Annotated in this window: 21 protein-coding genes; 12 read left to right on the forward strand and 9 right to left on the reverse strand. The window is 58.2% G+C overall.

Annotated elements, in window-relative coordinates; all coding sequences use genetic code 11:
- Positions 1 to 15 precede the first annotated feature (15 nt).
- From ACR0AU_RS06205 to ACR0AU_RS06215, 3 genes are all read right to left on the reverse strand, one after another.
- Positions 16 to 933 (reverse strand): thioredoxin family protein, encoded by a 918-nt coding sequence (locus ACR0AU_RS06205; RefSeq protein ID WP_170732527.1) that lies wholly within the window; start codon positions 931 to 933, stop codon positions 16 to 18.
- An 87-nt stretch (positions 934 to 1,020) separates the two neighbouring features.
- Positions 1,021 to 1,809 (reverse strand): exodeoxyribonuclease III, encoded by a 789-nt coding sequence (locus tag ACR0AU_RS06210; RefSeq protein WP_170732529.1) that lies wholly within the window; start codon positions 1,807 to 1,809, stop codon positions 1,021 to 1,023.
- Between the two features lie 318 nt (positions 1,810 to 2,127).
- Positions 2,128 to 2,814 carry a response regulator transcription factor gene (locus ACR0AU_RS06215; RefSeq protein WP_170398869.1) on the reverse strand — a complete coding sequence of 229 codons (687 nt, stop codon included), beginning with the start codon at positions 2,812 to 2,814 and terminating at the stop codon, positions 2,128 to 2,130.
- A 161-nt stretch (positions 2,815 to 2,975) separates the two neighbouring features.
- On the opposite strand from ACR0AU_RS06215, the gene ribA reads away from it, so the two are divergent.
- Both ribA and ACR0AU_RS06225 read left to right on the forward strand, forming a co-directional pair.
- Entirely contained in the window at positions 2,976 to 4,070 is a 1,095-nt protein-coding gene (ribA, locus tag ACR0AU_RS06220) for a GTP cyclohydrolase II (RefSeq protein WP_170425856.1), read from the forward strand.
- Positions 4,067 to 4,567: a L,D-transpeptidase family protein gene (locus ACR0AU_RS06225; protein ID WP_480795425.1), complete on the forward strand. Its 501-nt coding sequence runs from the start codon at positions 4,067 to 4,069 to the stop codon at positions 4,565 to 4,567. The genes ribA and ACR0AU_RS06225 overlap by 4 nt, the downstream gene beginning before the upstream one ends.
- Here ACR0AU_RS06225 and ACR0AU_RS06230 read toward each other — a convergent pair.
- On the reverse strand, positions 4,551 to 5,210 hold the full coding sequence (locus ACR0AU_RS06230; RefSeq protein WP_480795426.1) for a YggS family pyridoxal phosphate-dependent enzyme: 660 nt from the start codon (positions 5,208 to 5,210) through the stop codon (positions 4,551 to 4,553). The genes ACR0AU_RS06225 and ACR0AU_RS06230 overlap by 17 nt on opposite strands.
- 101 nt (positions 5,211 to 5,311) lie before the next feature.
- Entirely contained in the window at positions 5,312 to 6,319 is a 1,008-nt protein-coding gene (locus tag ACR0AU_RS06235; RefSeq protein WP_170398881.1) for a porin, read from the reverse strand.
- 278 nt (positions 6,320 to 6,597) lie between these two features.
- Between ACR0AU_RS06235 and ACR0AU_RS06240 the strand changes: the two genes are divergently transcribed.
- The 4 genes from ACR0AU_RS06240 (at position 6,598) to holA (ending at position 11,208) form a co-directional block, all read left to right on the forward strand.
- Positions 6,598 to 7,080 (forward strand): DUF3576 domain-containing protein, encoded by a 483-nt coding sequence (locus ACR0AU_RS06240; protein ID WP_170398884.1) that lies wholly within the window; start codon positions 6,598 to 6,600, stop codon positions 7,078 to 7,080.
- Positions 7,081 to 7,152: 72 nt separating this feature from the next.
- Complete coding sequence (leuS, locus tag ACR0AU_RS06245) at positions 7,153 to 9,705, forward strand: leucine--tRNA ligase (protein WP_480795427.1); 2,553 nt, start codon at positions 7,153 to 7,155, stop codon at positions 9,703 to 9,705.
- A complete protein-coding gene (lptE, locus tag ACR0AU_RS06250) occupies positions 9,692 to 10,183 on the forward strand; it encodes an LPS assembly lipoprotein LptE (protein ID WP_170732533.1) in 492 nt (163 codons plus the stop codon). Before leuS ends, lptE begins: the two co-directional genes overlap by 14 nt.
- Positions 10,180 to 11,208 (forward strand): DNA polymerase III subunit delta, encoded by a 1,029-nt coding sequence (gene holA / locus ACR0AU_RS06255; RefSeq protein WP_170732534.1) that lies wholly within the window; start codon positions 10,180 to 10,182, stop codon positions 11,206 to 11,208. Before lptE ends, holA begins: the two co-directional genes overlap by 4 nt.
- A 3-nt stretch (positions 11,209 to 11,211) precedes the next feature.
- Here holA and ACR0AU_RS06260 read toward each other — a convergent pair whose 3' ends face one another.
- Positions 11,212 to 12,390, reverse strand: a complete 1,179-nt coding sequence (locus tag ACR0AU_RS06260) for a TIGR03862 family flavoprotein (RefSeq protein ID WP_480795428.1) — start codon at positions 12,388 to 12,390, stop codon at positions 11,212 to 11,214.
- Between the two features lie 44 nt (positions 12,391 to 12,434).
- Between ACR0AU_RS06260 and ACR0AU_RS06265 the strand changes: the two genes are divergently transcribed.
- The gene (locus tag ACR0AU_RS06265) at positions 12,435 to 12,731 is read left to right on the forward strand and encodes an HNH endonuclease (protein WP_170406707.1); all 297 of its coding nucleotides are present in this window, start codon (positions 12,435 to 12,437) and stop codon (positions 12,729 to 12,731) included.
- Here the strand turns inward: ACR0AU_RS06265 and ACR0AU_RS06270 are convergent, their stop codons facing one another.
- The 3 genes from ACR0AU_RS06270 to ACR0AU_RS06280 are packed head-to-tail and all read right to left on the reverse strand — an operon-like array spanning position 12,732 to position 14,820.
- Positions 12,732 to 13,469, reverse strand: a complete 738-nt coding sequence (locus ACR0AU_RS06270; protein ID WP_480762981.1) for a VOC family protein — start codon at positions 13,467 to 13,469, stop codon at positions 12,732 to 12,734. It lies immediately after the preceding gene.
- The gene (locus tag ACR0AU_RS06275) at positions 13,466 to 14,074 is read right to left on the reverse strand and encodes an enoyl-CoA hydratase/isomerase family protein (protein WP_170425866.1); all 609 of its coding nucleotides are present in this window, start codon (positions 14,072 to 14,074) and stop codon (positions 13,466 to 13,468) included. Before ACR0AU_RS06275 ends, ACR0AU_RS06270 begins: the two co-directional genes overlap by 4 nt.
- Positions 14,071 to 14,820 (reverse strand): SDR family oxidoreductase, encoded by a 750-nt coding sequence (locus tag ACR0AU_RS06280; protein ID WP_170398908.1) that lies wholly within the window; start codon positions 14,818 to 14,820, stop codon positions 14,071 to 14,073. The genes ACR0AU_RS06275 and ACR0AU_RS06280 overlap by 4 nt, the downstream gene beginning before the upstream one ends.
- Before the next feature lie 132 nt (positions 14,821 to 14,952).
- On the opposite strand from ACR0AU_RS06280, the gene ACR0AU_RS06285 reads away from it, so the two are divergent.
- The 5 genes from ACR0AU_RS06285 to lpxK all read left to right on the forward strand — a co-directional run bounded on the left by ACR0AU_RS06285 (position 14,953) and on the right by lpxK (position 20,952).
- On the forward strand, positions 14,953 to 16,476 hold the full coding sequence (locus tag ACR0AU_RS06285; protein ID WP_170732538.1) for a DUF2125 domain-containing protein: 1,524 nt from the start codon (positions 14,953 to 14,955) through the stop codon (positions 16,474 to 16,476).
- Between the two features lie 125 nt (positions 16,477 to 16,601).
- On the forward strand, positions 16,602 to 17,948 hold the full coding sequence (locus ACR0AU_RS06290; RefSeq protein WP_170508915.1) for a TldD/PmbA family protein: 1,347 nt from the start codon (positions 16,602 to 16,604) through the stop codon (positions 17,946 to 17,948).
- Entirely contained in the window at positions 17,935 to 18,735 is an 801-nt protein-coding gene (locus tag ACR0AU_RS06295; protein WP_170508917.1) for a 3'(2'),5'-bisphosphate nucleotidase CysQ, read from the forward strand. The genes ACR0AU_RS06290 and ACR0AU_RS06295 overlap by 14 nt, the downstream gene beginning before the upstream one ends.
- The gene (locus tag ACR0AU_RS06300) at positions 18,732 to 19,967 is read left to right on the forward strand and encodes a glycosyltransferase N-terminal domain-containing protein (RefSeq protein ID WP_170732539.1); all 1,236 of its coding nucleotides are present in this window, start codon (positions 18,732 to 18,734) and stop codon (positions 19,965 to 19,967) included. Before ACR0AU_RS06295 ends, ACR0AU_RS06300 begins: the two co-directional genes overlap by 4 nt.
- The gene (gene lpxK / locus ACR0AU_RS06305; protein ID WP_170732541.1) at positions 19,954 to 20,952 is read left to right on the forward strand and encodes a tetraacyldisaccharide 4'-kinase; all 999 of its coding nucleotides are present in this window, start codon (positions 19,954 to 19,956) and stop codon (positions 20,950 to 20,952) included. Before ACR0AU_RS06300 ends, lpxK begins: the two co-directional genes overlap by 14 nt.
- Positions 20,953 to 20,975: the final 23 nt, after the last annotated feature.

Raw genomic sequence — 20,975 nt, forward strand, 5'->3', positions numbered from 1 at the left:
AGTTCTGATCGGGGATTAGGCAAATATCATCGAGCTGAGCTTGCGCCGCCCGTTCAGAACAATCGGGTCATTGGGCTTGAGCGCATCGAAAATTGTGAAGAGCTGCGCCTTTGCTGCCCCATCATTCCACTCGCGATCGCGGCGGAACAATTCCAACAGTTGAGCCACTGCCTCTTCCACATCGCCATTGGCATGTAGAGCCTGCGCCAGATCAAACCGCGCCTGATGGTTATCAGGCTCGGCTTCAACCGCTGCGGTCAACTCACCCACCGGACCCGCATCTGCAGCCTGTTTGGCCAATTCCAGCTGCGCATGCGCAGCTTCGACCTCGGGCGAGGTGGAAATCTCGGCAGGCGCACCATTGAGGATCGCCTCAGCCTGATCCAGATCCCCCGATGCAATATGCGCGCGCACCAACCCGCCATAAGCGGCAGCGTGATTGGGGTCTTCACCCAGTATGGCGGCAAAAGTCTGTGCCGCGTCTACAGCGGCCCCCTCGGTCAACATTTCTTCGGCAGCTTGCACAGCATCATCTAGTTGACCACCCGGGCTTTCACCGCCTGCGGCTTCGATCACACGATCTATGAAGGCCTTGATCTCGGACCCTGGCAAAGCGCCCTGAAACCCGTCGATCGGTTGGCCTTTGTGAAATGCATAGACCATCGGAATCGACTGGATGCGCAGTTGTCCTGCAATCATCTGCGCTTCGTCCACGTTGATCTTGACCATCTTGACCGCACCCTTGGCAGCGGTCACGGCCTCTTCCAACGCCGGGCCCAGCGTTTTGCAGGGGCCGCACCAAGGCGCCCAGAAGTCAACGATGATCGGCGTCTCTTGTGAGGCTTCGACCACATCGGCCATGAAGGTGGCCTCGGTCCCGTCTTTAATCAGATCAGTGGCTTGGGGGCTGCCTGCGCCGTTCAGAAGGTCCATGGCTTATACTCTCTGGTTCGAACTTGCGCCCTATATGCAGTCCAATGCGGCAGAAACCAAGGGGAGAGTTCGGCGAATTTGCTTCGGTCAGACGTCAAACGTGGCAAATACCGGGGCGTGATCACTGGGTTTATCCCATCCGCGCGCGTCGCGCAGAATGCGGCTGGAATGACCCGCGTTCGAGATATCGGGCGTAGCCCAGACATGATCCAGCCTGCGTCCCTTGTCGGCGGCATCCCAATCTCGTGCCCGATAAGACCACCAGCTATAAAGTTGACCACCCGGGATATCCTGCCGGGTTATATCAACCCAGCCACCCGCATCCTGCGTTTCGGCCAGCGTTTCAACTTCGATCGGCGTATGTGAAACCACCTTCAGCAACTGCTTGTGCGACCAGACATCATCTTCGCGGGGCGCAATATTCAGATCGCCCACCAGAATGGACTTTTTCGGCTTTTCCGCATGGAACCAATCGCGCATGTCAGCGAGGTAATCCAGCTTTTGGCCAAACTTCTCGTTCACTTCGCGATCCGGCACGTCGCCCCCAGCGGGGACATAGAAATTATGAATGGTCACGCCATTCTCCAACCGCCCCGCAATGTGTCGCGCATGACCCAGACCCGCGAAATCCTTATCCCCTACTTCCTCAAGCGGAAGGCGCGACAGTATGGCGACGCCGTTATACCCCTTCTGGCCCCGCGCAATCATATGCGTATAGCCCAGCTCGGCGAACCCTTCGGTCGGGATTTTGTCGACCGGCGATTTGCATTCCTGTAGACACAGCACATCCGGTGCCTCTTCCTGCAGCAATTTCAGAACGATAGGCTCGCGCAGGCGGACCGAATTGATGTTCCATGTGGCAAGGGTGAAGGGCATATCCGGGGGTTCCTTTGTCGAAGTTGCCGCAGGTTAGCGCGGCGCCAAGCGAGGTGCCATCGAAAAACAAAGCAATGTTGCCTGACCCGGCGGTGACGGAAACTTGCAAAGTTTCCGGTCCGATTTCATTGAATGAAATCGGATGCCCGGTGCCGATATCGCCCTGCACGATACAGTTGCACCCTACAAAAAAAGCCGGGCCATCAGGCCCGGCAGTCCAACAGGGAGGTGCATGTCATAACCCGGACATGCGCGGGTTGGGAGTAATCTAAAGATACCTAAAGAGTATCACTTTGATCCAAGTCAATCCACCATTAGTCAAGCAACAAGGCGATATCCGCCCGATTCTGTGACCAAAAGGCGCGCATTCGACGGGTCGGGTTCAATCTTCTGACGCAGACGATAGATATGGGTTTCAAGCGTGTGCGTTGTAACGCCTGCGTTGTAACCCCAGACCTCATGCAAAAGAACATCACGTGCAACGACGCCGTCAGTTGATCGATAGAGGAACTTGAGAATGTTGGTCTCTTTCTCGGTCAGACGGATCTTGCGATCATCTTCAGTCATCAGCATCTTCATGGCCGGTTTGAAGGTGTAGGGCCCCAGAACAAAGACCGCATCCTCGGATTGTTCATGCTGGCGCAGTTGGGCCCGAATCCGGGCCAGAAGAACCGGAAATTTGAAAGGCTTGCTGACATAATCGTTTGCGCCAGCATCAAGACCCAGGATCGTGTCAGCGTCGCTGTCGTGCCCGGTCAGCATCAGCACCGGGCTTTTGACGCCCTGCTTGCGCATCAGGCGACACAGCTCACGGCCATCGGTATCCGGCAGGCCGACATCCAGAATCACCAGATCGTATATTGCTTCGCGCGCGCGTTCCATTGCCGACGCGCCATCGGACGCCTCGAACACGTCAAAGTCTTCGGTCATGACAAGTTGCTCGCTGAGCGCTTCGCGCAGGTCTTCGTCGTCATCCACCAGCAGGATTTTCTTGAGCTGAGCCATGTACGGTCCTCCTAAGCCTTTTCCATCACTTGCGTATGAAGAATGCAATCAGCAAGATTTACTGCAGTCGTCTCACGCCCTCGTGTCTGACGCCGAGGAAATGTTTCACATTTTCCAGTGATCGGGGTAGGACAGGGTCTGATCGTTTCAAGGTAAACTGCATGAGTCTCACTCCCGACATCACCGAATTGCTGGCACGGGCGCGGGCTGACCTGCGTATGGGTGTTCCCGTTGTTCTGACCGACGAACTGGGATTTGGAGTACTCGCATTCGCCACCGAGACCCTGAGCCCGCAAAGGTTGGCCGATTTGCGCGGCTTGGGCGGGGATCCCGTTGTCGCCATAACGGTTCGGCGCGCTGAAACACTTAAAGCGCGTGCATATGACGGCGATCTTGCTCGCGTCATGATCCCGGCGGATGCTGGGCTGAGCTGGGTGCAGGCGGTGGCCGACCCGTCCGATGATCTGAACGCCCCGATGAAGGGCCCGCTGATGACCGAACGGCAAGGCAGCGCAAATCTGCACCGGATCGCTATTGCGTTGGCCAAGTCGGCGCACTTGCTTCCGGCCGCCGTCGTCGCCCCTATTCAAGACGGGCGCGAATTTGCGGCAGATCATGGTCTGACCTGCATTGACCATGCCCGGGCCGCGCCACATCTGACAGATCGCAGTGCTCTGCACCCTGTCGTCGCCGCACGCCTGCCGATGGAAGTGTCGGAGGCCGGGCGCCTGCATGTATTCCGCCCCGAAGATGGTGGAGAGGAACACTATGCGGTTGAAATCGGTCGCCCCGACCGCGACAAGCCCGTCCTCGCGCGGCTGCATTCGGCCTGTTTCACTGGCGATCTCATGGGCAGCCTGAAATGTGACTGTGGCCCGCAACTGCGCGGGGCCTTGGCCCAGATGGGGGACGAGGGTGCGGGTGTCCTGCTCTATCTGAATCAGGAAGGACGTGGGATCGGGCTCGCCAACAAAATGCGCGCCTATTTTCTTCAGGATCAGGGATTTGACACAGTCGAGGCCAATCACCGGCTTGGATTCGAAGACGATGAACGGGATTTCAGGCTCGGCTCGGATATCCTGAAATCGCTGGGCTTCAATTCGGTCCGTCTACTGACCAACAACCCTGCAAAAATCGCGATGATGGAACGCACAGGTATCGCCGTCACCGAACGTGTTCCGTTGAAAGTAGGTGAAACAGATTTCAACCGCGCGTATCTGGCGACCAAAGCGGCAAAGTCAGGCCACCTGCTGTGACACCAAGCAATCTGGTTCTTACACCACGTGGCATTCGGTTTCTCGGGCAGCTGTTCCCCTGCGCTATAGGCAAAGGGGGCTTGAGCCCAACCAAGCAGGAAGGTGACGGAACAACACCAACAGGTGTGCATCACATTGTGGGTATGCTCTATCGCGCAGACCGAATGCCAAGGCCGGCGCATTGGGCACGACCGATCGGACCGCGCGATTTATGGTCAGACGACGTAGAGGACGATGCGTATAACCATTTGGTGCGGGCGCCTCATGATTTCAGTCACGAAAAACTGCGTCGCCCAGATCCGCTTTATGACCTGATCTTGATAACCGATTGGAACTATCCCAATTCAGAACCCAGCCGGGGATCGGCCATCTTCCTGCATCAATGGCGACGCCCACGGTTTCCGACCGAAGGCTGCATCGCATTCAGGCGCGACCACCTACGTTGGATTGCCCAAAAAATCACGCCGGGCACACGGCTGATCATCCCTGAGGCTTAACCCGCGCCCCGAATATGGCAGACCCAATACGGACGTGTGTGGCACCCAAGGCGATTGCCGATTCAAAATCACTGCTCATTCCCATCGACAAACCCTCCAGCCCATTCCGCTCTGCGATTTTTGCTAATAGCGCGAAGTGCAGCGCGGGCTCCTCTTCAACCGGTGGAATGCACATCAAACCTCGGACGGGCAGGTCCATGCCGCGGCATTCTGCAATGAACGCATCAGCATCTTGTGGAAGAGTACCGGCCTTCTGATCCTCTTCGCCTGTGTTGATCTGTATAAAAAGATCGGAGCACTTACCCATTTCTTGTGCCAATCGCGCCAATGTTTTGGCGAGCTTTGGTCGATCAACTGAATGGATGGCATTGCAAAGATCAATCGCCTGCCGTGCCTTGTTTGTTTGCAATGGACCGATCAGATGCAGATCGATGTCCGGAAAACTCTCGCGAAATGCAGGCCATTTGCCAGCGGCTTCCTGCACACGGTTTTCTCCGAAACACCGGTGGCCCTGCTTCAATACGGCTTCGACCCGGTCGTTAGGTTGCACCTTGGAAACCGCGATTAATTGCACCGAGCCTTCGGCGCGTCCTGCCGCAGATTCAGCTTTGGCTATTCGATCGGTGATTTCTTGCAGCGACATGGGTCCCTCATTCTGCGTTTGCAGCAGCAAAACACCATGTGGCGGCAAAAGAAAAGGGCAGGTCCGAAGACCTGCCCTTGAACCTTGTGGTTCAGATCAACTTAGAAGTTGAACTGAGCACCAAAGTCGGCACGCAGCTGGCTGTCGCCGTCGCCACGCTTCTGGTTGCCGATACCACCGCGCAGCGATGCACCGCCACCTAGGTCGTAGATGGCACCGATGCCGTACTGCTGCAGATCGTCGTCTGCCGAACCGTCACCGTAAGCGAAGGTCAGAGTGGTTGCCGCGCCCAGGTTGTAGGCTGCCGACAGACCGTATGCGGTGCCGTTGCGGTCATCGTTTGCAACGTCATCGTCTGCGACGAACAGAGTACCGGAGAAGTCACCGAATTCTGCACCCAGGGTCAGAACGGTCAGGCTCTGCTTGTCGGCGTCGCCCAGACCGCTGGTCTGACCGTAGGCCAGAGCGGCAGTTACGTTACCGAAGGTGTAGGTCGCGCTGATGTCCCAGCGGTCTGCATCATCAGTGTCCGCACCCGCAACAGCTTCGTCAGCAAATGTGCGCTGGTCATACGACGCGCCGAAGGCGAAGTCGCCAACTGCGTACTGGAAGAACACAGCGTTTGCGCCCGAACCGGTCGACGAATACGCCAGGAAGTCATAGTCGACGCCCGAGTACTGACCAATGAAGCTTTCCAGGCCAGGCTCGTTACCGTAGTAGTTTGCCAAGTTGTCGAACGAACCGGCTACGTTACCGGCGTCAACACGCAGACCACCGAAGATGACCGAGAAGCGTGCGCCGTTCAGGCCAGCGGAGTTTGCTTCGCCGTTGCCGGCATCTTCGTCTGCCTGCAGACGAACACGGCCTTCAAAGCGAACGCCACCGTCAGTTTCAACGATTCCGTCGATGTTCAGACGGAAGCGCGAGACCAGGATGGTTTCGTCGGTTTCTACGCCGGTCGCTTCACCACCACCAATTGCGTCAACGGTACCTGTACGGTCTTCCAGGTATCCCAGACCAAAGCGGCCGTAACCGCTGAACTTTACTTCGGCCGCTGCAACACTTGCGGTTGCAATCAGTGCGGTCGTTGCGAAGAGAACTTTTTTCATCTTGTTTCCCTCGGTTTCAAAGATTTTCTACTCGACACATGCAAAGCACGCGTCTCAGCACGGACACCGTTTCGCTTTTTTTGCCCCCGTTGCGCAAGCTTGGCATAAACGCAAAGACGTCATTCGGCCCAAATTGGTGCAAGGATGCCACAGTCGAATTCAACGGATCGTGCGGTTCGCGCGAGTCGATCATAAAAGAATAGGGTTGTTGCTGTACGGGTCCTTGTCTAGGAGTATCACTCGACAGAGCAAAACAAGTGACACGGGACCTTCCAACGATGCGCCGTATTACGATTCCAGGTTTGATCATGGTAACGGCTGCCTTATCAGCCTGCGGAGGGCCACCGCCTGGCGATGCAAGTGTGTTGACCGCTGATGGCAGCTCGACAGAGGAACGCGAACTGAATGACCCGAATCGTTCGACGATCTGGGACGTATTCGGCCCGAACACCTCAGAGCAGGTCACTCAGGTAAATCGCTATCTGTGGGCCGCATCGCTGGATGTACTGAATTTCTTGCCGATCCAAGAGGTCGATCCGTTTACCGGAGTGATCGTAACGGGTTATGGCACACCGCCCGGCGGCGGGCGTTCCTATCGCGCGACAGTTCACATCAGTGATCCTGCCCTGGAAGCGCGTTCCTTGTCCGTAGCTCTTCAGACCAGTGGCGGTTCTCCGGTCAGCGCTGCAACGTCGCGCGCCGTCGAAGATGCGATCCTGTCTCGCGCGCGTCAGCTACGCATTGCGGACAACAAGTTCTAGAAACCCGACAAAAATCACACTATTACCACGCCGGGTTCCTACCCGGCGTTTTCATTCACGAAGGACCGCATGATGTCGCGCTACTCGGCCAACGAAATCGAAGCAAAATGGCAGGAGGCCTGGGACAAGGCCGGAATCTTCACCGCCAATCACAAGGCGGACAAGCCGAAATACTATGTGCTTGAGATGTTCCCCTACCCGTCTGGCCGTATCCACATGGGGCATGTACGCAACTACACGATGGGTGACGTGATCGCCCGCCACAAGCTCGCAACCGGTCATAACGTGCTGCACCCGATGGGCTGGGACGCGTTCGGGATGCCTGCGGAAAACGCCGCAATGGCCAGTGGTGGCCACCCCAAAGATTGGACCTACGGCAATATCGCCGACATGCGCGGACAGATGAAGCCGCTGGGCCTGTCGATCGACTGGTCTCGTGAATTCGCCACCTGTGATCCGGAATACTACGGCCAGCAGCAGGCTTTGTTCCTGGATATGCTCGAGGCCGGTCTGGTTTATCGCAAGAACGCCGTGGTTAACTGGGACCCGGTCGATATGACCGTTTTGGCCAATGAACAGGTAGAAAACGGCCGTGGCTGGCGTTCAGGCGCCTTGGTTGAGCGTCGCGAGTTGACTCAGTGGTTTTTCAAGATTTCCGATTATTCCGAGGAACTGCTCGACGCGCTGGATACGCTGGATAACTGGCCCGCCAAGGTACGCCTGATGCAAGAGAACTGGATCGGCAAGTCCCGTGGCCTGCAATTCGGGTTCGAACGCACCGATGGAGGTGAGCCGATCACCGTCTACACGACACGGCCCGATACGCTGATGGGCGCGTCGTTTGTTGGCATCTCGCCCGATCATCCGATTGCCAAGCAGCTTGAGGCAGAAAACCCGAAAGTCGCTGAATTCGTTGCCGAATGCCGCAAGGGCGGCACCACTGAAGAGGCGATCGAAACCGCCGAAAAGCTGGGTTATGACACCGGCATACGTGTAAAACATCCACTCGACCCCAGCTGGGAGCTGCCGGTCTGGATCGCCAACTTTATCCTGATGGACTATGGCACCGGCGCCATTTTTGCCTGCCCAGCTCATGATCAACGTGACCTCGATTTCTGTCGCAAATACGGCCTGCCTGTGGTCGACACATTCTTTGCACTGGATGATGACACTCCGGTCGACAAGATCGCGTTTGTTCCGCCGAAAACCGAGAAAGTCCGCTGGGTGAATCATTTTGCGGGTCACACCGAGGCAACGGGTGACGAGGCCATCAATGCCACCGTTGATTTCGCCGAAAAGGCCGGTTGGGGTGAAGGTGTTACCAAATACCGCCTGCGCGATTGGGGGCTCAGCCGCCAGCGCTATTGGGGCTGCCCGATTCCTGTTGTGCATTGTGATCAATGCGGCACGGTCCCCGAGAAGAAAGATAATCTGCCGATCGAGCTGCCTTATGATGACGGCAACAGCAAACCCATAGATTTTTCGATCCCCGGCAACCCGCTGGACCGCCACCCCAGCTGGCGCGACACCCCTTGCCCTTCCTGCGGCGCTCCAGCCAAGCGGGAAACTGACACGATGGACACATTTGTCGATTCGTCGTGGTACTTCGCCCGTTTCACCGCTCCACGCGCGGAAACGCCCACCGATCTTGCCGAAGCCGAGTATTGGATGAATGTCGACCAATATATCGGTGGTATTGAGCATGCGATTCTGCACCTGCTCTATTCGCGCTTCTTCGCGCGGGCGATGAACATCACTGGTCATTTGCCGAAGAAAGCGATTGAGCCGTTCAACGCGCTGTTCACTCAAGGCATGGTGACTCATGAAATTTATCAAACACGCGACGCCAACGGTCGCCCGGTCTATCACCTGCCCGAAGACGTGACCGACGGCAAGCTGACCGACGGCACCGAGGTTGAAATCATCCCCTCAGCCAAAATGTCCAAGTCGAAAAAGAACGTCGTCGATCCGGTCAGCATCATCTCGGCCTTTGGTGCGGATACTGCGCGCTGGTTTGTTCTGTCCGACTCCCCACCTGAGCGCGACGTGGAATGGACCGCGTCGGGCGCCGAAGCCGCGTTCAAACATCTCAGCCGCGTGCACCGCATCGCCGCAGAAATCGCAGAATCGGACTTGCCGGCCACAGCAGATGACGAAACGCTGCTACGTGAGATGCACAAAGCCATTCATGACGTATCGGGCGGGGTCGAATCCTTTGGCTTTAACGCATCTATCGCAAAGCTTTATGCATTCACCAACACGCTTGCCAAATCCAAAGCGGGCTCTGCAGTCAAGCGCGAGGCAGCCAAGACAATAGCGCAGCTGATGTCGCCGATGACGCCACACTTGTCCGAAGAACTTTGGCAGATGCTGGGCGGCGAAGGCCTGGTTGCAACCGCGCCCTGGCCCATCGCGGATGAGACGATGCTGATCGATGACACCATAACCCTACCGATTCAGATCAACGGCAAGCGTCGGGCCGAGATCAGCGTAGCCAAAGATCTGGATAAAGCAGAGGTTGAAAAAATCGCCCTCAGCACCGAAGCTGTGCAAAAGGCGCTGGATGGCGCTGCACCGAAGAAAGTGATCGTTGTTCCGGGCCGGATCGTTAATGTCGTCGTTTGATCGTAGAACCCTGTTGTTGATGCCGCTGGCGCTCGCCGCTTGCGGGTTCGAGCCGGTTTATGCGCCCGGAGGATCAGGCTCGGCCTTGGATGGCAAGGTCGAGGTGTCAGCGCCGAATACCGTCGAAAGCTTTCTGCTTGTCCAGAATCTGGAACGCAAATTAGGTCGAAGCGCGACCTCGGGCAACGAATACAAGCTGGATGTGGGGGTTTCGACGGTCACCCGCAGGGCCTCGATCACCACAGCGAATGAAACCAATCGCTATACGATCGACGGGAATGCGACTTACGCGCTGAAATCCAACGCAACCGGGCAAGTCATTGCCTCGGGCAACGTTACCGAGTTTGTCGGTTATTCTGCTGCAGGCTCGACCGTGTCTACACTGGCAGATGAGCGTGATGCGACCGAGCGGCTGATGGTGATTCTAGCCGATCAGATCGTGAACCGCCTTTACGCCACGCCGGGCCTGTCCACATGAAGTTGAGCCCGCGTGAGGCTGAAGGGTATTTTTCCAAGCCGGACGCGGACAAAGCCGGATTGCTGATCTACGGGGCGGACGCGATGCGCGTTGCGTTGAAGCGCCAACAGGTGCTGGCGGCTTTGCTGGGACCTGGCGCCGAAGAGGAAATGCGCCTGACCCGCATTCCCGGAAGCGATCTACGCAGCGATCCGGCCCTGTTGCTGGACGCGGTCAAGGCTGTCGGATTTTTCCCCGGTCCCCGCGCGGTGTTTGTTGAAGACGCCACCGATGTCGCAGCGCCTGCGATTCTCACAGCCCTTGAAGACTGGGATCATGGCGATGCACAGATCATCGTGACGGCCGGGCAGCTCAAACCCAGCTCGAAAATCCGCAAAGCATTCGAAGCGAACCCTGCCGCATACGCTGTTGGCATCTACGATGACCCGCCCTCGCGCGCCGAGGTGGAGCGCATTCTGGCGCAAGCCGGATTGAAGAATATTCCGCGCGATTCGATGTCGACGCTAAGCGAACTTGCAATGGCGCTCAGCCCTGGTGATTTCACTCAATCAGTTGACAAACTGTCGCTTTACAAACGCGGTGACGCCGGTGAACTGACGATTGAAGACATTGAAGCCTGTGCGCCGCGGTCGACCGAGGCGGCGCTGGATGATGTATTGAACGTCGTTGCCGAGGGCCGAGCACAGGAAATCGGCCCCCTTATCCGACGCCTGCAGGCGCAGGGCACCAACGGGGTCACCTTGTGTATTGGGGCGACGCGGCATTTCCGAACGCTCTATGCCTGCGCATCCGACCCTGGAGGCGCGGCGCAGGGTATCGGCAAGCTGCGCCCTCCGGTCTATGGCAAACGACGTGACCGGATCCTGAGGCAAGCTCAGGGATGGGGGGCGCCCAAGCTGCAGACCGCTTTAACCGTCCTTACAGATACGGACCTATCCTTGCGCTCGGCAGGTCAAACCGCACCTGCGATGGCACTGGTAGAGCGTGCCATGATCCGTCTGGCGATGCTGGCCCGATCGGGTTAAGGCCTAGCGCGCCAACCACGTTGCCGCCGACTGACCGGCCCAACGTCCCGTCGCCAGACAGGCGGTCAGAAGATAACCACCGGTCGGGGCTTCCCAATCCAGCATCTCGCCTGCGCAAAAAACGCCCGGACATGCAATCAGCATCAAACCGCTGTCCACGGCACCCGATGCTACCCCGCCAGCGGTTGAGATCGCCTCATCCATCGGGCGTAACCCAGCATACCTGATGGGCAGGTTTTTCAGCGCACCGATCCGTTGCGTTTGCTTCAATGCGCGGCCCTTAGTCATTTCGTGGAACAAAGCGACCTTTTGCGGAGACAGACGCAGACCATTCTTCAACCAATGCGAAAGCGTTGCCTTTGATTTCTTCGCGCCCAATCGCGCCTGCATCCCTTCAGCCGTCACATCCGGGACCAGATCAACAAACAGCGGCGCCCCCATCCGCAGCGCAGGGGTCAGGGCATACATACCGCCACCTTCCAGGCCTTTTGCGGAAATAGTGGCCTCACCACGGCTATCCAGATCGCCCGCCATCCACCGCACCGACTTGAGCGCCGCGCCAAAATGTGGCTGCATATAGGGGCTCCAATCGACTGACAGAGCGGCGTTAGCCGGTGCAAACGGTGTTAGATCAACTCCGCTGTCCGCAAGCCACTGGGCCCAAGCCCCATCCGAACCCAACCGCGCCCAGCTGGCACCCCCCAATGCCAAAACCGTCGCGTCGGGCGAGCAAAACTGCATGCCATCTGGCGTCTCAAAAGCCAACGCGCCACCTTGCCATCCCTGCCAGCACCAGCGTGTCCTGATCTGAACACCGGTCTGATCCAATCTGGCCAGCCAGGCCCGCAGCAATGGTGAGGCCTTCATGGCTTTCGGAAACACCCGCCCGGTGGAGCCCGTGAACATCTCTTGCCCAAGATCACCGGCCCAAGCCTTCACCGCCTGTGCGTCAAACGATTGTATCATCGGATGCAACCAATCCTTCGCATCCCCGTATGCGCCCATAAGCATGTCAAAAGGCTCATCCTTGGTCAGGTTCAGGCCGGACTTCCCCGCCATCAGGAATTTACGCGCGACAGACGGCTTGGCTTCGGCCACTACAACCTCGTGCCCGGCGGCGGCAAGCTGTTCGGCGGCCATTAGCCCCGCTGGCCCTGCCCCGATGACCATGGTTTGCGCCATTGTGTCCCTCTTGCCCTGTACACGCATCAGCGCGAAGTTAGGTCATGGCAAATTCCGATCCGATCTGCCCGCTCTGCAACCGTCCGATCCCCGAAGGTGGTGGAAGCCTGCACCATCTGATCCCAAAGCTTAAGGGAGGCAAGGGCGGGCCCACCGTTTTGTTGCATCAGATATGCCACAAAGAGATCCACGCGACACTGACCGAGGCCGAACTGGCGCGTGACTTTCACACCGTCGATGCACTGCGCAAACATCCGAGGCTTGAGAAGTTCCTGAATTGGGTGCGCAAACGCCCGCCGGGGTTTCGCTCAAAAGTGCCGGGCAAACGACGCGGGCGATGATCAGGCAGGAAGCCAGGGATCGCCGAATGCATCCTTTTGCGGGTCAGCCAGCCCTTCAATTTCGATCCCGAGATAGTCCGGCACCGGTGCAAACCGGGCATTTGGGATGTGTTGGTATTCCAACGTGGTATATGGGCGCTTCCACAGCCATTCGCGGTTCTCAACCGCCCAGAGGTCGGGATTGAGCGGTTTGTCAGCAGTGAACGCGTAGAAATGCAGATCGAACCCGTGAGGTTCGACATCCTGCAAAGACAGCAATGACATTCCCATGGATCGGCAGAACGCATCTTCGGCAGCGATATCACCGGTTCGCAAAGTGATCTGACCAATACAGGCCTTGGCAAATGGGGCGTCCGCGCTGGCGGCATTTTCGGGCCGGTTGCCCTCGAAATCCTGCTGCAGCAGTTCAATGGCAAACCCTTCGGGGTCATTCAGATGGCACATATAGCCGATATCCAGAAACTGCCGCGGCGCGCTGACCGGGATACCCTTCTGGCGCAGGTGTTCTGCGGCAAGATCAACATCCGGCAACGTGATCCCGATCTTCCAATACCGCTGCCCCGGATCATGGCGGTAACCCCCGCCGCCCGGCATCAGCAACAGATCGGCATCCTGACCGGAATATCCAAGACGACGATTGGCGCCTTCAACCCTGACAGACATGCCAAGCGCATCACGATAAAACGCCGCCAACGCATCCGGGTCCGCCACCCGCAATCGGAGCGCGGCCAACCTCATGGGCACAATCCGGCTATGCCCGCAGCAACCGACGGATCTGCGGACAGGCTGTCGGCTACAAGTTCTTGTGCAGTTGGTATCAAATGTTCGGGCTCAACCACCCGATCAACCAGCCCAAAGCTATAAGCTTCTTCTGCAGAAATCTTCTGTCCCGCCATCAGTATGAGTCGGGTTCTGGCCGGACCGATCAACTCTGCCATCCGCTTGGGATCCGAGGGCTGCGGCAAGAATCCCAGCTTCATGACCGGGTAAAAGAACTTGGCCGAGGGCACTGCGATACGCAGGTCACAGGCCAGCACCATACCGTTGGCTCCACCGGCCAAAGTGCCGTTGAGCGCGGCCACCGTCAGGCAGGGCAAGGCGGCAATGGCACCCGACAACCTCTCCCAAAGATCGGATGTCGCAAGGCCCGCCCGCGCTTCTTCAAGATCGGCGCCCGCACTGAAGACCCGGCCCGCCCCCGTCAGGATCAATGCACGTGCCTCGGTTGCCGCCTCTGCGATGCGTACCAATTCGCTAAGCATCGCTGAGGTCAGCGCATTGGCCTTATCCGGATTGTTCAACGTGACGGTCCACAGCCCATTATCCTGTGTCAGTTCGATCACGTCAGCCCAACCCTTTTTCGGATGTCTTCGTTGCGCAGCGATATCTCGGTCCCCAAGAACTCATCCGCATCTGCCGAGCACATCCACATCAACGCCCGCGCGGGCCAGTCTGCGGGGATGTGATCGTCCCAATCCAGCTGACTTACTGGATTGATTCCGCTGGCCTTGATCACCCGCTGCATATCTGTGGCCACAGTTCCCGGGGACAGGCCCATTGCGCGAATACCGTGATGCGCCTCTTCCAGATGCAGGCATTCGGTCAGCATCTTGGCCCCGGCTTTTGATGCGCAATAGTGGCTCCAGGCTTCGACCGGGTTCGACGCGGCACCGGACGAGACTGTCAGAACGGTCCCGCCGCCTGCTGCCCGCATGATGGGCAGGACGGCACGCATTCCATAAAAGACACCCTTCAAGTTGATGTCGATTGCTTGGCTCCAGGCCCGGGTGTCGGCATTCGAAAGATGAAAGATCGGATCAATGACGCCCGCGTTCCCGATTAGCACATCCAGCTTGCCGAACCGGTCGATGCAATCGGCAACTGTCTGTTCGACCTGGGAAAAATCGCTGACATCGCAGGCCAGCGCCATGGCATTTTCACCCAATGCCGCAGCCAGAGCGTCAATCTGATCGCGGCTGCGTGCGACCAAGGCCACATTGGCCCCAGCTGCGGCAAAAACGCGCCCGGCTTCCGCTCCAATGCCTCGGCTTGCCCCTGTGATCAGTACCGTTTTCCCTTGCATATGCATCGTTTAAATCCCTGCATTTGAAATTGTCTTAACTCGTACCCTGCAAATGGGGAATTGGTCCACCCCTTCCCCCTTGACGCTGGCCGCTACAGGCACGACCATGCCGGCAAATTGATCAAGAAGGGTTCTCTTATGACTGTTTTCCTTCGCCGTAGCTGCGGTGCAGCTTTGGCCTATGCTGTTGCAACCAACGGCGCCTTTGCAGATGTTACCGCCAATGATGTCTGGGCCGATTGGCAGGCTTATCTGGGCGGCATGGGCTATGACGTCACTGGCGATCAGAGCGTTTCCGGCAACGTCACCACCATCGCGAACATGACGATGGCCATGGCCATTCCGGACACCGAAGGCACCTTCGACATGGTCATCCCCGAGATGACGTTGACCGAAAATGGCGACGGTACAGTCAATATCGGCTTTCCTGCCAGCTTCCCGATGACAATTTCGGGTGAAGCCGAGGGCGAGACATTTTCGGCTGATCTGATGTACGCTCACGACGCCTTGGAAATGGTCGTTTCGGGTACCCCCGAAAACATGACATATGACTATACGGCGAACAGCCTGACTCTGTCGATGGACTCGATGGAGTTTGATGGCGAAACCGTATCCAGCGACGTGTTTGCCTTGAACGTTCAGATGAACGAAATCGCAGGCACATCGCAGATGCAGATCGGCGAGATGCGCGATATCGCGCAGCAGTTCACGGCCAGCAGCCTGTCCTATGATGTGGCCTTCAACGAGCCCGAAAGTGAAGACACGGGCCGGATCAGCGGTAAATTAGATGGTTTGAAATTTGATGGCGATACAATCATTCCACCCGGTATGGATGTCGCCAACATTGAAGACATCTACAAGGCCGGGTTCGCCGCTTCAGGTACATTCACATACGCCTCGGGCAGCACCGAAATGGCAGGCACTGCCGAGGGTGAGCCATTCTCGCTCAGCAGCAGTTCCGAAGGAGGCAGCTTTACCGGCAGCATCGATGCACAGCGCCTTGTCTACGATCTTGCGCAGAACAGCACCAAACTAGCCGTCACCACGTCGGATCTGCCTTTTCCAATCGAAATCGCGATGGCAAATGCAGGACTGAAATTCGAGCTTCCGGTGCAGGCCTCGGAAGAAATCCAGCCATTTGGGTTTGGCATGAACCTGACGGATTTCACCATGTCCGACGTATTGTGGAGCATGTTCGACCCTGCTAGTGCGCTGCCGCGCGATCCGGCGACCATCGCGTTGGATGCAACCGGCACCGCCAAAGTTCTGGTCGATTTCATGGACCCTGAAGCCGTCGAAGAGCTTGAGACATCTGATATCGTTCCGGGCGAACTGCATTCGCTGAAGATCAACAAGCTTCTCGTATCATTGGTCGGAGCCCAATTGAGCGGTGATGGCGACTTTGCGTTCGACAACTCCAACACGGAAGAGTTTGATGGCCTGCCTGCCCCGTCAGGTGTTGCCAACTTGAAACTTGTTGGGGCCAACGCTCTGCTGGACAAGCTGATCGGCATGGGCTTTGTGTCGGAAAACGACGCGCTGGGCGCGCGTATGATGATGGGTCTGATGGCTGTTCCGGGTGAAGAACCGGACACGTTGAACTCGAAAATCGAGTTTACCGAGGATGGACAGATCCTGGCCAACGGTCAGCGTATCAAGTGACAAACAAATTGGGAAAGGCCGCTGCGCTGGCCTTTCCCGCCCGAGGCACATAAAGCCAGTGGGCTGCAGGCCTTGCGGGACAGACTATCCGAGGCTAGGTCCAGAACAACAAGACCGGAGGCCTCATGACGCGAACACCTCAAACAATCAGTGAAGAGCTGCTGAATGCAGCCCGCAAGGCAGGTGCCGAGGCAGCGGATGCCATAGTAATTGATGGCTCATCCGTTTCTGTGGAAGTACGTAGTGGTGCATTGGAACATGCCGAACGCTCGGAAGCGACCGATCTAGGGCTGCGGGTCTTCCTTGGCAAACAGCAGGCAATCGTATCCAGTTCGGATAGTCGCCCCGATACGCTTACCGCGATGGCCGAGCGCGCCGTGGCAATGGCACGGGAAGCGCCGGAAGATCCGTTCACCGGCTTGGCCGCGCCTGACCAATTGGTCGCCAACTGTAATATCGACGCGCTGGAGCTGTTTGACCCAGCCCCTGAACCCAGCGCTGAAGCTCTGATGCAGGATGCGCTGGCGGCAGAGGCAGCAGCGCTGGACGTTACGGGAGTCTCACAGGTGTCAGACGCTGCGGCCGCCTATGGTACCCACCGGGTCCATCTTGCCGCGACAAACGGCTTTTCGGGTGGCTACATGCGCAGCAGCCGTTCAACCTCATGCGTCGCCATTTCCGGCGAAGGGACGGGAATGGAGCGTGACTATGACGGTGACAGCCGGACTTTTCAGTCTGACCTGCGCAGCCCCGCCGAGATTGGTCGCACGGCTGGTGAACGTGCGGTTCAGATCGTGGGAGCACGCAAGCCCCAGACCGGCAGTTTTCCGGTGGTGTTCGACGAACGGATTTCATCATCCCTGATCGGCCATCTGCTGGCCGCCAGCAATGGCGCGGCGATAGCCCGCGGGGCCTCATGGCTGAAGGAAAGCCTTGGGCAACAGGTTCTACCGGCACATTTGTCTTTGATTGAAGACCCGTATCGCCCGCGCATTTCGGGCTCGCGCCCGTTCGATGCCGAAGGGCTGGCAACACGGCGCAGGGCGATCGTTGAAGATGGCGTTCTGACCGGTTGGACGTTAGACCTGTCCAGCGCCCGCAAATTGGGAATGACCTCGACCGGCAACGCAGCGCGCGGCGTATCCGGGCCGCCGTCGCCTAGCAACTGGAACCTGAGCCTGACGCAAGGCGAGAAGACCCGCGCCGAGTTGTTGCGCGACATGGGTACCGGGCTTTTGGTCACTTCGATGATCGGATCGACCATCAATCCGAATACCGGCGACTATTCACGCGGCGCTTCGGGATTTTGGGTTGAGAACGGCGAGATCACCCATCCCGTCAACGAGTGTACCATCGCTGGCAATCTTCGCGACATGCTGATGCGAATCATTCCGGCAAACGATGCGCGGCCTTACCTATCGCGCGTTGTACCCTCGCTGTTGATCGAAGGGATGACACTTGCCGGCAACTGACCTGCCCCTGCTGATCGACGCTGCGCTTGAGGCCGGAAAGATCGCCACGCGCTATTCGGGTCCTGATGCCCAGCGCTGGGATAAACCCGAAGGCGCAGGCCCGGTGACCGAGGCCGATCTGGCCGTCAACGCGATGCTCGAACGTGATCTGCAGGCGGCCCGACCGGATTATGGCTGGCTGAGTGAAGAGACCGAGGATTCCCCCGACCGTCTGACGTGTGATCGGGTCTTCGTCATCGATCCCATCGACGGCACCCGCAGTTTTGCCGAGGGGTCGCGCACATGGGCCCATTCGCTGGCCGTAACCGAGAACGGTGAGGTCACGGCAGCCGTCATCTACCTGCCCTTACGTGATCTGCTGTATGCGGCTGCAAAAGGGCAAGGTGCAACGTTGAATGGCACTGCAATCCAAGTGTCGGGGCAAGCGCACCTGCCCGAAGCCGAGATTTTGGCGGCAAAACCCAATCTAGATCCGCGCCACTGGCAATCCGGTGCTGCACCTGACTTTCGCCGTGTATACCGCCCGTCTCTGGCCTATCGGATGGCGCTGGTTGCGCAGGGACGGTTCGACGGGATGCTGACGCTGCGACCCAGTTGGGAATGGGATATCGCCGCCGGAGATCTGATCCTGCGCGAGGCAGGCGGGCTCTGTACCGATCGTTTGGGGCAACCTCTGCGCTTCAACAATACCCACCCGCGCCTGAACGGCGTGGTGGCGGCAGGTTCAGCGGTGCATTCGGACCTTCAGGCCCGGCTTGACCCGAATGGGGCCGGAATTCCGGCATGAGCAAGCCGCGATCTCTGAGCCTTGCGGCCTATCGGGTCCTGTCCTGGGGCGTCCCGCAAAGCACGGGCCACCCCGAGATTGCGCGCCCGGAAGGTGAACTTCTGTGGGTCCATGTCAGTACACCCGATCGGTTGCGGGCCGTCGACAATATTTGCCGTCGGCTGCTGTCTGTGCGACCGGGACTTTCGCTGTTGCTGACCGCCCCACCCGATGTTGATCTGAAGGACTGGGAAGATTGCGATACCCCGATCACAATGTTGCCCGCCGAACATACCGGCGCGGCGCGCACGTTCTTGGATCACTGGCGCCCTGATATGGGGCTGTGGTTTGGCGGTGGGCTGATGCCCAATGTGATAACACGCGCACAGGAGCGGGGCATTCCGCTAATTTTGCTTGAGGCTGTGGTCGACGTGAAAACCGCAAGGGGTGGACGTTGGCTACCTGATATCACGCGATACACGCTGGATTGCTTTACAGCGATACTTGCGCCCAATGATGACAGCGCACGCCAAATCCGACGCCTGGGAGTGAACTCGGCAAAAATCTCGGTCGCGCCACCACTTCATATCAGCCCCAACCCAGAGCCCTGGCCCGAAGATGAATTGATCGAGACCACTCACACAATGGCCGGACGCCCGGTTTGGCTGGCCGCATGGGTTCAGGACAAGGAATTCATCTCGGTTCTGACGGCCCATCGTCAGGCCTTGCGGATGCTGCCACGTCTGGCTTTGGTCCTGCATGTGGCGGATATGTCCGAGTCAGCGCCCTTGTTTAAACGCCTCGAAGCGATGGACCTTCGATGCGCCAACTGGGATGAAGGCCATCCAATCGAAGACACCACACAAGTGATTCTAACAGCCGAGCCCGAGGATCTGGGCCTTTGGCATCGTGTATCCGCAGTTACCTTCATGGGAAGTTCACTGGAACGCGGGGCGCGGGGGCACGACCCTCTGACCGCAGTCGCCTTGGGATCTGCGGTAATCCATGGGCCTCATGTCAGCAAGCATCGCAGTCTCTATGACAGATTGGGGCAGGCAAAAGCCGCGTTGAAGATACGAACCGCAACAGAGTTGGGCGATGGCGTTGTCGAATTGTTGGCACCTGACCGCACAGCAGACATGGCATTGGCCGGATGGCGGATTGTCACCGAAGGGGCTCCACAGGCGGACCAACTGATCGATATGGTACAGGATACAATGGACCGGCGAGGGCGTGACGATGCGGGCACCTGACTTCTGGAACTCAGCCCCTGATCGGTTGGATCTGCGCGCCAGGCTGTTGGCGCCACTTGGTCGCCTCTATGCCGCTGCAACCGCCCGTCGCGTGGCGAGCGGGCAAGGCATCTCGCCGGGCGTACCGGTTATCTGCGTTGGCAACCTGAATGCCGGTGGCACAGGGAAGACACCGACGGTGATCTGGGTTTTGGAATATTTGAGGGATACCTGGCATCAACCTCATGTCGTGACCAAAGGCCATGGTGGCTCGCTGGAAGGCCCGGTGCAGGTCGACCCGCGCAAACACACAGCGGCTCAGGTCGGGGATGAACCCCTGTTACTCGCCGCGTTTGCCGAGGTCTGGGTCGCCAAAGATCGTGCAGCGGGCGCGCAGGCAGCCGCAGCGGCAGGGGCGACCGCGATCGTGCTGGACGACGGCTTTCAGAACCCCGCAGTTGCCAAGGATTTTTCCATCATCGTGGTGGATGCGCGGCTCGGATTTGGCAATGGCCTTTGCCTTCCTGCTGGTCCACTGCGAGAGCCTGTGGCCGTTGGATTGAAACGTGCTGCTCTCGTGTTGTCGCTTGGGGACGCCGCAGCGCAGTCAACATTTTCAGAAAGATGGGAACCTGCCCTGACGGTCCCACACGCCACCGGCGAGGTGTGTCCGCTCCAAACCGGAATGGACTGGAACAATACACCGGTTCTGGCCTTTGCGGGCATAGGCTATCCGGATAAGTTCTTTGGAACTCTGCGACAGCAAGGCGCGAAACTGCTGCGGGCCGAGGCACTGGATGATCACCAACCACTGACTTCAGCGCTGATGACGCGGCTTGAGAACGAGGCCAAAGCACTGGGCGCGCAACTGGTGACAACCGAGAAAGACGCCGTGCGCCTGCCCGCCACTTTCCGCAGCAAAGTTCTGACCCTACCGGTTCGGTTGCAAATCAATCAGGATGACAAAGTCAAAGAGTTGTTGGCGAAGGCCGCGCCTTCACCTTAGGCAGATGGCCAGCCCAAAACAGG

It is taken from the genome of Ruegeria sp. CG1 (genome assembly GCF_056537265.1).

What these genes read in the sequence shown, in the direction of transcription:
- ACR0AU_RS06205 (WP_170732527.1), bottom strand. Translation starts at nt 933, where the DNA reads ATGGACCTTCTGAACGGCGCAGGCAGCCCCCAAGCCACTGATCTGATT.
- ACR0AU_RS06210 (WP_170732529.1), bottom strand. Translation starts at nt 1,809, where the DNA reads ATGCCCTTCACCCTTGCCACATGGAACATCAATTCGGTCCGCCTGCGC.
- ACR0AU_RS06215 (WP_170398869.1), bottom strand. Translation starts at nt 2,814, where the DNA reads ATGGCTCAGCTCAAGAAAATCCTGCTGGTGGATGACGACGAAGACCTG.
- ribA (WP_170425856.1), top strand. Translation starts at nt 2,976, where the DNA reads ATGAGTCTCACTCCCGACATCACCGAATTGCTGGCACGGGCGCGGGCT.
- ACR0AU_RS06230 (WP_480795426.1), bottom strand. Translation starts at nt 5,210, where the DNA reads ATGTCGCTGCAAGAAATCACCGATCGAATAGCCAAAGCTGAATCTGCG.
- ACR0AU_RS06235 (WP_170398881.1), bottom strand. Translation starts at nt 6,319, where the DNA reads ATGAAAAAAGTTCTCTTCGCAACGACCGCACTGATTGCAACCGCAAGT.
- ACR0AU_RS06240 (WP_170398884.1), top strand. Translation starts at nt 6,598, where the DNA reads ATGCGCCGTATTACGATTCCAGGTTTGATCATGGTAACGGCTGCCTTA.
- leuS (WP_480795427.1), top strand. Translation starts at nt 7,153, where the DNA reads ATGTCGCGCTACTCGGCCAACGAAATCGAAGCAAAATGGCAGGAGGCC.
- lptE (WP_170732533.1), top strand. Translation starts at nt 9,692, where the DNA reads ATGTCGTCGTTTGATCGTAGAACCCTGTTGTTGATGCCGCTGGCGCTC.
- holA (WP_170732534.1), top strand. Translation starts at nt 10,180, where the DNA reads ATGAAGTTGAGCCCGCGTGAGGCTGAAGGGTATTTTTCCAAGCCGGAC.
- ACR0AU_RS06260 (WP_480795428.1), bottom strand. Translation starts at nt 12,390, where the DNA reads ATGGCGCAAACCATGGTCATCGGGGCAGGGCCAGCGGGGCTAATGGCC.
- ACR0AU_RS06265 (WP_170406707.1), top strand. Translation starts at nt 12,435, where the DNA reads ATGGCAAATTCCGATCCGATCTGCCCGCTCTGCAACCGTCCGATCCCC.
- ACR0AU_RS06270 (WP_480762981.1), bottom strand. Translation starts at nt 13,469, where the DNA reads ATGAGGTTGGCCGCGCTCCGATTGCGGGTGGCGGACCCGGATGCGTTG.
- ACR0AU_RS06280 (WP_170398908.1), bottom strand. Translation starts at nt 14,820, where the DNA reads ATGCATATGCAAGGGAAAACGGTACTGATCACAGGGGCAAGCCGAGGC.
- ACR0AU_RS06285 (WP_170732538.1), top strand. Translation starts at nt 14,953, where the DNA reads ATGACTGTTTTCCTTCGCCGTAGCTGCGGTGCAGCTTTGGCCTATGCT.
- ACR0AU_RS06290 (WP_170508915.1), top strand. Translation starts at nt 16,602, where the DNA reads ATGACGCGAACACCTCAAACAATCAGTGAAGAGCTGCTGAATGCAGCC.
- ACR0AU_RS06300 (WP_170732539.1), top strand. Translation starts at nt 18,732, where the DNA reads ATGAGCAAGCCGCGATCTCTGAGCCTTGCGGCCTATCGGGTCCTGTCC.
- lpxK (WP_170732541.1), top strand. Translation starts at nt 19,954, where the DNA reads ATGCGGGCACCTGACTTCTGGAACTCAGCCCCTGATCGGTTGGATCTG.